This window comes from Stieleria sp. JC731, assembly GCF_020966635.1.
Taxonomy (GTDB): Bacteria; Planctomycetota; Planctomycetia; order Pirellulales; family Pirellulaceae; genus Stieleria.
The window spans coordinates 409,383-421,652 of sequence record NZ_JAJKFQ010000026.1 but is presented as its reverse complement, the minus strand read 5'-3'; the positions used below and the strand labels follow the sequence as shown (position 1 = coordinate 421,652).

The window sequence follows — 12,270 nt, the reverse complement described above, 5'->3', positions numbered from 1 at the left end:
GTATTTCACCGTGAAGCGACTTTCTCGATTGCTGCTCGCACTATCCGTAGCCGGAGTATCCTCGACTGCGATTGTTTCCAAGCCGGTGAGCGCAGAAGACTACGAGCTGCACCGATTCGAAACTCAACAATTGAGCGATACCTACTTCTCTGAAGGTGCTGGTGCTGGGGACATCAACGGCGACGGTGTTGTGGACGTTGTTTATGGGCCGTATTGGTTTGCCGGCCCGGATTTCAAACAAAAGTACCCGATCTATGAACCTGTGCCGCAGGATAAAAATCGCTATGCAGACCACTTCTTTGCCTGGGTCCGCGATTTCAATTCGGACGGGCATGAAGATGTGTTTGTTGTCGGTTTCCCTGGAACACCGGCCTATGTCTATGAGAATCCTGGCAACGGACTGGGACAGGCGACGCACTGGAACAAACACCAAGTGATTGATTGGGTGTCCAATGAATCACCTCAACTGATTGATGTGGTCGGCGATTCAAAGCCGGAACTTGTCTGCACGCGCGATGGGATGTTTGGCTTCGCGACAATCGAATGGGAAGGTGATTTTCCGGCATGGACTTTTCACCCAATCTCTGGCCAAGTCACTGCGACGCGTTTTGGTCATGGCCTTGGCGCGGGTGATATCAACGGCGATGGGCGGACTGACATCATTCATTCTGGCGGTTGGTACGAACAGCCAAAGCTGGAAGCGTTGACATCGCGTTGGAAATCGCATCAAGCGAGGTTTAGCACGGCCTATGGTGGTGCTGAGATGTACGCGTATGACGTCGATGGGGACGGTGACAATGATGTGATTACCAGCGAGGCGGCCCATGATTTTGGACTGTCGTGGTACGAACAGACCCGCGATGGCGAAGCGGTCACGTTTAAACGTCACATGATCATGGGGTCCCACCCTTCAGAAAACAGCCACGGTGTCGTATTCAGTGAACTTCATTCGGTCGCGTTATCCGATATTGATGGCGACGGACTGAAAGATATTGTGACTGGAAAAACCTATTGGTCGCACCACAAACAGAGTCCGATGTGGGACGCGGGGGCAGTCGTTTACTGGTTCAAACTGGATCGAAGTGGCGACTCCATTGAGTGGCTGCCATACCAAGCTGCTGCAGATCCTGGCATCGGACGGCAGATCACCATCGCCGATCTGAATGGTGATGACCGGCCTGATATCGTGGTGGGAGGCATGAAAGGAGCCCACGTGTTGGTGCATAAGACCGCTTCGGTATCGGAGTCAGAATGGAAACTCGCACAACCAAAGCGATACGACGGGCCTACGCTGCCGACGGTCGATTCGGCGAAGCGCTTGCGAGGTGAGAAGGTGGCACGAAATGGCGATCAATCGAATGTTGCGGACGCGATTGAAGGCGAGTCGTTGAAGGTTCAAGTTTCCAAGGGCTCCGCTGCCCCACAATCCATGTCGGGATTTGGCGGTGACCGATGGAGCGGTGATTCACAGTTATTCTGGCGTGGCGGACAACGAGGTGAGACATTGACAATATCGCTGCCAGAAACACAGGGAGATTGCAGCCTTTTCGCCTCGCTGACTTGCGCTCGTGACTACGGCATTGTGCAATTCTATGTCGACGATAAACCGCTTGGACAACCGATCGACCTATACGAACCGAATGTGGTGACCAGTGGTGAAATCCACTTGGGCGACTTTCAAGCGGGTGGAAAGCACCAGTTGAAGGTTCAGATCGTTGGTGCAAATCCCGATGCGGCGAAAGCCTATATGTTTGGTTTGGACTACTTGAAGGTCCAAGCAAAGAAGTAGCGAGTTTAAGTCAGCCGCGCGGCCTGTAAGTTCTCGGATTAGCCGACTGGGCGTTTGCCCCGGTTGCCTGAGCAATAACCGCGGCTAACGCCGTGCGGCTGATAGTGCTGCAACTCGATTCTCGTATTAGCCGATTGGCGTTAGCCATGGTTGTCCTTGCGAAAACCGACGCTAACGCGTTGCGGCTGATTGGCTACAACTGGATTTTCGCATTGGCCGATTGGCGTTAGCCGCGGTTGTCTGTGTGGGAACCGCACGCTAGCGCGTTGCGGCTGATTGGCTACAACTGGATTCTCGCATTAGCCGAATGGCGTTAGCCACGGTTGTCCGTGCGAAAACCGCCGCTAACGCGTTGCGGCTGATAGCACATGTCGCCTACACGCTTGCCAAACGGTCGGCGAGGATCGGATCATCGGCAGCGACACGCATGGGGTCTGCACCCAGGGTGCCGCGAAGTCGATCCAGGTAGTCGTCCGATTCTGCGTCCGCAAGTTGTTCCTTGGCGTACTTCAAACGTGCTTCCAGACTTAACTGAGGCAACGGGGTGTGCTCACCTCGGGCTTCGGTGTGCTCTTCGATTCGATCGATGAAGTCTTTCCAGTGTTGCACATCACGATCACGTTGTTCGACAAGCCGTCGCTTGTACCAATCGCTGTTGAGCATGTTGTCGAGCGTGAACAGTTCACGGACTTCCGGATCGGCAATCGTTTTGCCTTCGTAAGTTCCGTGAACCAAGATGCTCAAGATCGCTCGCAGTGGCGGGCAAGCAAGTTCGTAGCCACCGTCTTCAAAGTATCGCTTCGCGACACGTTGCTGAGCTTCAGCGATGTGCAGAATTCCATCGGCAAACGATTCCATATCCTGCAATTCAGGTTTCAGGATCTCCTCGCTAAAGACCTTGCTTGGGTTGTCAAAGACCCGCGCCATGTATTTTCGAACAAAGCGGTTCGTGATTCGGTAACCCAAACGGCTCGCTGGGATTTGCTCGCCTTCGTGCTCGAAATCTTCAATTTTTTCGAGCATACCTTCATTGATCATCGTTTCCGGCCGACGCTCTTCCGGCGTCAGTCGGCACCAGATCTCAGGAATCAGCAGCGAGATGTCGTGGCCGACCTCATATCGAGGTCCGACGTGTCCGGCAGCGGTGCTGAACCCGCCGAGTTCCGTCAGGATCATCGCAACGATCATGTTGTTCAGGTCGGTTGCTGGCATGAGCGCGTTGAACGGACCTTTCGTCAACGCACCTTCGCTACCGGCACCGGTCGTACTGGGGCTTTTGCCGGTCAATGAACACAGGTAGTCCATCACCAACTCGGGAAGCTCCTGGTAGTGCAGGGGCGAGTACACGGCAAGCGACCGGATTCCGGTTTCTTTGTCCGGTGGGTTGTTACGACGTCCGCCGAGGACCGCACCGACTGGAATATGGATCGGCTCGTCAGCTTTAAGACCGCGATGGAACTGAACCCCTCGTCGCGCGACATAGGTATCGCGTTCATTGACCAAGTCAGGTCGATCCTGCAGATAACGTGGGTTCTTTGTCGGCTTGCCATCGACGATCCGCGGATGCGACGTACTGACGACGTAGCTGTCACCACGTTCGGCAGCGTTTTCCAGCAGTGTCTGAACCGGCTCTGTGAATTTGTCAAACTCAATCGTGTCATCAACAATTTCACGCACCTCTTCCGTGGTCAGCGGATGGAAGTTGCTGATGAAGTTACCTGTCAGCGACAAGTCGATTTCAGTTTGCTTATCCAAGCCGCGATGGATCGCATCGTCGGGGCGTTGGAACAAGCGGTATTCGCAGTTCTCTACGAACTTGTAGCTGAAGTTGTCGTCAAGGTTCGCACCGACATTATCCAGCACGTTGGCCGGGACAACAGTACTTGCACTGATGTCATCTTCACGTTGAACCTTTGCGGCCGCGATGAAGTCTTGACGCAGCTTAAATGTTCGCCATCGCGAATCGTCCAGGCCCACACGCAGGTAGGTACCGACCAAGGGACGCTCGCCGATTTTCAATTCGTGACCGGGGACACCGTTAACGATATCGACACCGAAACGGTCTCGCCAATTTTCGTCATGCGATTCACCGGTGAACCGTTTGATAATCAAGGCCATCGAATAGACGCGTGGTGGAATCGTCGCAAGCCATTCGTTGTACTTCGCGTTGTATTCTGGCGATGGCGTCAATAGCTTGATAACGCTACCGAGGCTGCGTTTGGGGTCCAAAACGCTGCGACTCGGCCCATCGGTGTAGTCCGTTCGACCGGTGTAAGATTCGCTCCAGCGGTCGGAATAGTTACGCTCAAAAATCTCGTCTAGCTTTGCGAAATCTTCGTCGCGGTCGCCGATGAAGATCGGACCGTACAACATGTAGTCACGGAGGCTTTTGCTGATTTCGCTTTTGCCCCCGCCGCTGACCGTACAAGGCTTGTGGCAGAAGATGCCTTCACCGACGGTACCGACCAATCGCCATGAAGGTGCGTTGGGGTGCTTTTCCAGGCGGATCTTGTATCCACTTGGCGCGATATAGATCTGATCGGGACTCAGGCGAATACGATGTTCTTCGCCGTTGCGATTCCACTTGATACAACGTTCGGCCAGAGTCGCCTTTGCATTCTCTGGGATATAGATAATCGATGCATCGTTTTTATCGACGCCGTAGCCTTCTGGTTGTACGTCAATGAATTCAGCATAGTCTAGTGCGACATCGGCGAACGTGCGACCGTTGTAGCGCTGACTGTTGACCTGGAATTCTTCACCGAGCGAGTACGAAGCGAAGGCGAGTGCACCACCAGCGTGTTCTTCTTCGGATCGCCCCATCAAGTTGCAAGCGTAGCTGATCTGAGTTTTGACTTCTTTCTTGCAATAGCCGTAGTAGTTGTCGGCAATCAATGTGACAACCACACCGCTTCGGTCACGGCAGGTCAGCTTGAACGCGCCGCCATCGTTGTACAACTCGGACTCGTCTTCCCAGCACATCCTGTCAGCCTTCTGACGGTCCGTCGCTTCACTGATCGGCGGCAATCCGAGTTCTTTCTTGGTCAGCTTGGTCAAGTGTGGTGCAAGGATGACGCAACCGGTGTGTCCGGTCCAACCGTGCACGTCGAGCCCAGCGTCATTCTCGGGGATCAATGGGTCGCCACCATTTCCGAAGATGGATTCGACGAAGTCCAAGTTGCTGACCAAGCTACCGGGCGCGAAAAAGCGAACTTCCATCCGTTTCGCTTCTGTAAAACCGGGAACCGCTGGGCAGACGAGAGGCCTTAGTAGCAGCGATACCCACGTGTGGGCGGGCGATTCTGAAGCGCTCGTGTACGGCAACACCATCAAGTCATCTGGTGGGGAAAGTGCCGCACGGTACAGGTTGACGAACGCGTTCATTGGGACAGCGCGTTTGTCGCCGGGGATTGGCAAACCGCCTTGAACGACGTGGAAAGTGCCTGCCGTAGTTCGGCGATCGGCGCGTGGATTGTTCAGGATGCCGTTTGCGCAGCGATAAGAGCTGACGAGCTCGTTGACAAATTCATCGCCACCAATCGGAAGGCTCAATTCCCGGGCCATGCCGTGTCGGTCTAGGACCAATGTTCCGTCGGGAACACGCAACTTTTTGTCACCGATATCGTCTGAAAAATACTGGTTCAGAAACGACTCGATGCGTTGGTCGACCGGAGCACGGTGAGAGGCAAGCAGGCGGGCCTTCTCGCGAATACTGTTCAGAATACCGCTGGAAAACTCCGTCATCGATGTCGCGTCTTCGGCGTTCGATGTCAAAATCCCAGCCGAGGCAAGTTGCAGCTCCAGGTAGGTCTTCAGGTTTTCCTGTTCCACGGGGCAGGTCGTTCCCGAACGGTACCATCCCAGCGAACGCTGTAAATCTTTTGGTTCTCGGTGCAGCGACAGGTTTTCGCGGATCAGCGACATAGATGTTCGGCGGGTTGGAGTTAGAAACCATGGAGGGTCTGCTAGGAGTCCCTGCTAGCAGATTCTGTTGGTCAGGATAACAGACTAGCATCGATTGTTTGCCGGACTAACCGGGCACCGTCTAACGGGCGGGATCGCGAGTCTTTTGAGGCGGACCCTAGATGCAATAGCTAGCGTTGCCCAGTGGGCCATTATGCGGCTATGATGGGAATCATCCCGCCTCGCTCGGTCTTCGTGCCCCCTGCGTGCGAGTTTGCCCACCTCTAAAAAATCTTTCAAAAATCGTGTCGCCGAATGACATCCCAGGGTGTCCGACGTCGTGATTTAATCTGACGGTAGCGACGCTGTAGGGTCGTCTGGATCAGATTCAGATGGATGGCTCGGTAACACCGTTGGCAAACCGCGTGCTCGGTCAATACGATCGATGCCAGCGGAACTTAACACAGTTTTGAATTCGCCTCGAATGAGAGTTAGATCGAATGCCGAGACGGCCCTTAGAAATCTTGAAGTTCTTGATTGCAATCGTTGCGATCAGCATGGTCGCATGTGGTGACCGGCAAGCCTATGCGAAGCTAGGTGTGACACCTCCGGAACAGTTCAGTGTTCCAGAGGGATTCAAAGTGGAACTGATCTATGATGTCCCCGGAAGAGAGCAGGGATCATGGGTTAGCTTGACGGTCGATCCGCAAGGCCGATTGGTCGCGTGTGACCAAGACGGTGCACTCTATCGAATTGATGTTTCTGGTGATCAACCGGAGATCAAAAAGATGGATGCGGACATTCAATCCGCTCAGGGTTTGCTATTCGCGTTCGACTCGCTGTATGTCAACGTCAACGGCCGCGACCAATCTAAAAATGGTGTTTACCGTCTTCACGATACCAACGGCGACGACAACTTTGACAAGGTCGAACACATCTTGCCACTTAACGGTGGCGGTGAGCATGGGCCCCACGCTTTAATCCTGACGCAGGATGGAAAGCGAATCATTACCTGCGGCGGCAACATGACCAAGTTGCCTGAGAACATCGCCCGCAGCCGTGTTCCGCAAGTTTGGGACGAAGATCACCTGCTCGGTCGCATGCCTGACGCGCGAGGTCACGCGAGCGATCGCATGGCACCCGGCGGTTGGATCGGATCGTTCGCACCAGACGGCAGTGATTTTGAATTGATCGCGACCGGTTTCCGCAACGAGTACGACATCGCACTCAATCGCGCCGGCGATCTATTCACCTATGATGCCGATATGGAATGGGATGTCGGCACGCCATGGTATCGTCCGACTCGAATCAATCATGTGATCAGTGGTGGCGAGTTTGGATGGCGAAACGGTACAGGGAAGTGGCCGGCCTACTATCCCGATTCGTTTGGTGAAGCGGTCAATATTGGCCCCGGTTCGCCAACGGGAATCTGTTTCGGTTATGGTGCAAAGTTTCCCGCGAAGTACCAAAACGCGTTGTTCATTGCTGACTGGAGCTATGGAAACATCCACGCGGTCGAATTGTCAGCCGACGGCAGCTCCTACACAGGAACATACGAAACATTCGCAACCGCTGCACCTTTGCCAGTGACAGACATGGTTGTTCGCCCACAAGACGGTGCCCTGTACTTTGCAGTCGGCGGTCGAAAAACGCAAAGTGGTCTGTACCGAATTGTATACACCGGTAGTGAGCCCACCGATGCGGTGACAGAACCAGCGAAGTTGACAAAACAACAAGCTCGCTTGACCGAGCTGCGTCACAAGTTGGAAGCCTACCATGTCGGTGATGCTGATAAGAAGGCCATCGGAATGGCCATCAAGAATCTGGCTTCAAAAGATCGCGGCGTGCGTTTTGCCGCACGTATCGCTTTGGAACACCAAAAGCCGAACCAATGGAAAGGTCGAATTGCGAAGATCGAAAATGATCACGCGAGAATTCTAGCGGTCGTCGCACTTGCTCGAACGGGTAAGGAGGCCGACCAATCGTTGGCAATGGAAGCACTGGATCGTTGCGACTGGGGCGGATTGACCGTCCAAGGCAAAATCGATTTGTTGCGAGCCTACGGTTTGGTTGCTATTCGATTGGGCGCATTCAACGAGGAACAGCAAAACGCGGTTGCCACCAAGATCGATAGTCAATTTCCCTCCGGTGATGACAACCTTGATCGTGAATTAGCCCAAATGCTGATCTATGTGAATGCACCGGGAGCTGACCGCCACGTGATCGATGCGATGGCGACGGCACCTAGCCAAGAGAATCAGATCTTCTACGCACTCACTCTACGTGATTCCGCCGCGGACTGGACCGAAGAAGAAGCTCGCGATTATTTCGCATGGTTTCGCGAACTGCAAAACGCGCGAGGCGGAATGTCGTTTGGTGGTTTCATCAACAACATCAAGAATGCTTCTCTGGAACACTTGGATCCGAAGTTGAAAGAGTCACTTGATGAAGTGATCAATCCACCCAAGGTCGAAGAAACGGCCAGCGAGCAACGAGCGTTTGTCAAAAAATGGACCGTCGATGAGTTGCTTCCTGCAGTTGAAGAAGCTCGCAAAGCTGACTTTTCAAATGGCGAGAAGGTCTTCGCCGCGGCACAATGTTACAAGTGCCACCGAATGGGGATTCAAGGTGGGATCCTTGGACCAGATTTGACGGGAGCGGGCGGCCGGTTCTCACCAAAGGATCTGCTCACCTCGATCATTCAACCAGACCAGGTGATCAGTGACCAATACGGTGCGACTCAATTCTTGACTGACGAAGGCAAGATCATCGTCGGGCGAGTTGTCAACATGAGCGGTAACCGTTTGCGGGTGATGACGAACATGCTTGATCCATCATCTTTGACAGATGTCAATCGCGACACCGTCGAAGAGACTCGCCCGAGCAAAACCAGCATGATGCCATCTGGATTGCTCGAGACTTTCTCCGATGAAGAGATCGCCGACTTGGTCGCCTATCTGCGTGCGGGTGGTAATCAAGCCCACGCGATCTATTCGCAAAGCAAGAACTGATTCAGTTTGAAGTGCCTAGCAAGCAGTGCTTAACAAGCCAGGGAACTTTCCTTGCGGAGGCATCGAGATGGTAAACAAAACGGCGTTGTCTTCATTGAAGGCAACGCCGTTAGTTTTTTTCTATGCAGAGCGATCTCGTTGGTCCAGCTATCGTCGGGCGGTCCAGTACTGATACGCCCGCATCGTCTGACGTGCCGCTTCGTGGGGATCGGGCCAAGGAAACGCTTCGGCACACAGATACCCGTCGTAGCCAATCTCTCGCAAGGCGTCGATGATCGTCACGTATTGCATGTGTCCGTAGCCAACCGGTCGGCGGTTGCTGTCGACGAAGTGCACGTGTCCGATCAACTTGTCGCCAATCAAAATTCCTTGCGCGACATCGGACTCTTCGATATTCATGTGAAACAAATCGCATAGTAGCCGAACGTTATCCGTTTGAAGCGACTGAAGCAGCTTCACCCCGGATTCGACGGTACAGCACTGATTCGTTTCGTACCGATTTAGCGGTTCATAGATTAGCGGGACACCATATTGTCGCGCGTGTTCACCGCCGTCTTCCAAGGCCTCGGCTAGGTACTTCAATGCGGTTTCTGAATCGACTTTATCGTCGCTGCGTCCCTGCATCGAACCGATAATTGCCATTGCTCCCAATGGCCCCGCTGCGTCAATGATACTTCTCACAAACGCCTGAGCCTCTTGGCGTTTCGAAGCGTCAGCATCGGCCAGCTGAAGGCGGTGCTTTACCCAACCGGCTCCGGTTCCCAGGGTGGCCAACTTGACGCCTGCCGAATCCAGCCAGTTGCCCAGTGAATCAAGCTTTAACGCTTGGATCGAGGGGGCAAAAATTTCGACGGCATCAAAACCGAGGTCCCCAGCAAAACGGATCGAATCTTCAAGACCGTCCCAAAGCACGAAAGGTCCACCCCGAGCCTCTTCGACCAGGGAGATGGTAATACAAGACTTCATATTGAACTCCAAGTTCAGCATCAATCAATGCTGAGATTAAACCAAGATGGTTAGATAAGGCTGCGGTGAATCGAAAGCGTTTATTGATTTACTGGTCGTTGTTTTCAGGCTTGCCTTCGACATAAACCCAATTGTGGATCGGCTTAAGAATCTCTTTGACTTCGTCAACCAATTCGGTGTCCAGTGGCTCGTCTAGCCAATCGCACCATTGGGAAACGCGATCGGGATTTGCCGATCCGACAACGCAACTTGCGAAGTCGTCGCTGGCGGCAGAGTATTGGAGGGCAAGTTTCGCAATACTGGTGCCTTTGTCCTGACAGTGCTTGACTGCTTTCGCTGCGACTTGACGAACTTCTTCGGTCGACTTGTGCCATTCAGGTAGCGGAGCATCGGTCAGCAATCTCGCCGAAAATGGAGCCGCATTGATCAAGCCAACACCGGCCTCACGACACGGCTCGACGAGCGCCAGTGCCATGTCGTTTTGAAGCGTATAGTGGTTGTAGGTAAGCACGACATCCAAGTCGGATCGCTCGATCATCTCGAGAAAAATTTTCATGGGATAGCCGCTGACCCCGATGTATCGCACCTTTCCTTTTTGAACTTCTTTCAACAAGGCAGGAATGGTTTCGTTGACGATCGGATCAAGGTCAACGAACTCGATGTCATGGCAGAAGACGATGTCGAGATGATCCAGGCGCATACGTTCTAGCGAGATATCGATACTCTCAGCGACGCGGCGTGCTGAAAAATCGAAGTGCGCCGGAGCGTAGCGTCCCAGTTTGGTGCTCAGTACATAGGAATCCCGGTCGATGTGGGGCAAGACACGACCCAACATGATTTCGCTCATCCCGCGACCGTAGTAGGCTGCCGTATCGATGTAGTTCATGCCGCGTTCGAGAGCGACGTTGACACAGCGTAAGGCTTCATCGACATCAATCGCGCGGAACTCAGCGCCAATCGATGAGGCACCGAATCCGAGTGCAGATAGTTCCAGTCCGGTCTTTCCTAATGGGCGTTTCTTCACCGCGACGATTCTCCTGAAATGCTTTTGGGGAAACAGGCCGCGAAGATAGCACAGAACGTTCCAGTAAACGACGGAGGAAGGCTTGCCAAACCCCCATCAGACATTGAATGTGTCCAATCGGTCACAGGTTGAATTCGGCGATTTTGCGCCGGGGGATGGGCGCTGCTTCGATTGGTAATTTCCGTCTGATCGTTACTAGGCCAAGAGGGCAAACCTGCATTGCGTTGTGCCGCGGTGCCAATTCCCGTCGCTGACCACTAAGGCAGACGCAAACTTTTTGAAATTTCCCCTTCATTTCAGATTGACAATGATCAACACGGTGCAGTCTCCAGCCCCCCCTACTTTTCAGTCTGCCCAAGGGATCCCTGTTCCCAAGGTGAACGCCCCACTTGTGCTGGATCCTCAGACGCAGGTCGGACGCTCTGACAACGTGCCTCCGGGCCGAATCATGATTGTCGACGACGAACGAACCAACGTCGAAGTCGCCAAGCGGTTGCTCGCCCAGGCAGGTCACGAAGACTTTGTGACGACGACCGATTCGACGCTTGCGATCAACATGCTGCACACCAGCGAACCCGACGTGGTGCTACTGGATATCAACATGCCGCAGATCGATGGAATTTCCATTCTGTCGCAAATCCGTAGCGTTCCAAAGTTCCGACAACTGCCCGTTTTGATTCTTACCGCAAACAGTCACAGTGAGATCAAGCTACGCTGCTTGGAACTCGGCGCGACCGACTTTTTGCTGAAGCCAATCGACCCGATGGAGTTGGCTCCGCGGGTTCGCAATGCGCTTCAAAGCAAGCAGTATCGTGACACCTTGATCAAGTACACCCAGAACCTCGAAAACATCGTGCGTAAGCGTACGAAGCAGCTTGAGGATACTCGGCGCGATGCGATCCATTGCCTTGCCCGTGCTGCGGAACTTCGCGACAACGATACCGGCAATCACGTGATCCGTGTGGGCCGATATGCTGGCATCATTGCACGGCAATTGGAGCTTCCTGAGGACTACATTGCGGATTTGGAACTGGCCGCACAATTGCACGACGTCGGCAAGATAGCGATTCCCGATTCGATTCTGCTGAAGCCAGGAAAGCTGGAACCGGAGGAATATGAGGTTATCCAACGGCACGTCAAGCATGGTCGCCAGATCATTCAGCCCTACATCGGTCGAGAAGCCGAAACGATGCGCAACCACGTCCAAGCGGGCGCGGAAATCCTGTCGGATGAAAATTCGTTGATGCGGCTTGCGGCCAGTATCGCGCAAACGCACCACGAAAAATATGACGGTTCAGGATATCCGATCGGCCTCGCGGGCGATGATATTCCGATCGAAGGCCGGATTACAGCTGTCGCTGATGTCTACGACGCGCTTTCTTCAGAACGGCCCTACAAAAAAGCGATGCCCCGTGAAAAGTGCTTCCGTATTTTGGAGGACGGTCGCGGGAGCCATTTTGACCCGAAAGTCCTGGATGCATTCTTCCGCGGTGCATCCGAGATCGTTCGGGTCCAAGTTGAATTTGCCGACTAATCAGCAATGCGGGGCATGCTTGAAGGCGTCTAGCGTAGCTGCG

6 protein-coding genes are annotated in these 12,270 nt (G+C 53.8%); 3 read left to right on the top strand and 3 right to left on the bottom strand.

What is annotated here, in order from left to right; translation table 11 throughout:
• The first annotated feature begins 10 nt into the window (after positions 1-10).
• The gene (locus LOC67_RS24285; RefSeq protein WP_230265435.1) at positions 11-1,789 is read left to right on the top strand and encodes an FG-GAP repeat domain-containing protein; all 1,779 of its coding nucleotides are present in this window, start codon (positions 11-13) and stop codon (positions 1,787-1,789) included.
• A gap of 375 nt (positions 1,790-2,164) precedes the next feature.
• Here LOC67_RS24285 and LOC67_RS24280 read toward each other — a convergent pair whose 3' ends face one another.
• Entirely contained in the window at positions 2,165-5,713 is a 3,549-nt protein-coding gene (locus LOC67_RS24280) for a hypothetical protein (RefSeq protein ID WP_230265434.1), read from the bottom strand.
• 479 nt (positions 5,714-6,192) lie between these two features.
• Here LOC67_RS24280 and LOC67_RS24275 point away from each other — a divergent pair, with 479 nt between their 5' ends.
• Positions 6,193-8,703 (top strand): c-type cytochrome, encoded by a 2,511-nt coding sequence (locus LOC67_RS24275; protein WP_315861085.1) that lies wholly within the window; start codon positions 6,193-6,195, stop codon positions 8,701-8,703.
• Between the two features lie 147 nt (positions 8,704-8,850).
• Here LOC67_RS24275 and LOC67_RS24270 read toward each other — a convergent pair whose 3' ends face one another.
• Both LOC67_RS24270 and LOC67_RS24265 read right to left on the bottom strand, forming a co-directional pair.
• The gene (locus LOC67_RS24270; protein WP_230265433.1) at positions 8,851-9,669 is read right to left on the bottom strand and encodes a sugar phosphate isomerase/epimerase family protein; all 819 of its coding nucleotides are present in this window, start codon (positions 9,667-9,669) and stop codon (positions 8,851-8,853) included.
• An 88-nt stretch (positions 9,670-9,757) separates the two neighbouring features.
• The gene (locus tag LOC67_RS24265) at positions 9,758-10,693 is read right to left on the bottom strand and encodes an aldo/keto reductase (RefSeq protein ID WP_230265432.1); all 936 of its coding nucleotides are present in this window, start codon (positions 10,691-10,693) and stop codon (positions 9,758-9,760) included.
• 376 nt (positions 10,694-11,069) lie between these two features.
• Here LOC67_RS24265 and LOC67_RS24260 point away from each other — a divergent pair, with 376 nt between their 5' ends.
• Positions 11,070-12,227 (top strand): HD domain-containing phosphohydrolase, encoded by a 1,158-nt coding sequence (locus LOC67_RS24260; RefSeq protein WP_230265431.1) that lies wholly within the window; start codon positions 11,070-11,072, stop codon positions 12,225-12,227.
• Positions 12,228-12,270: the final 43 nt, after the last annotated feature.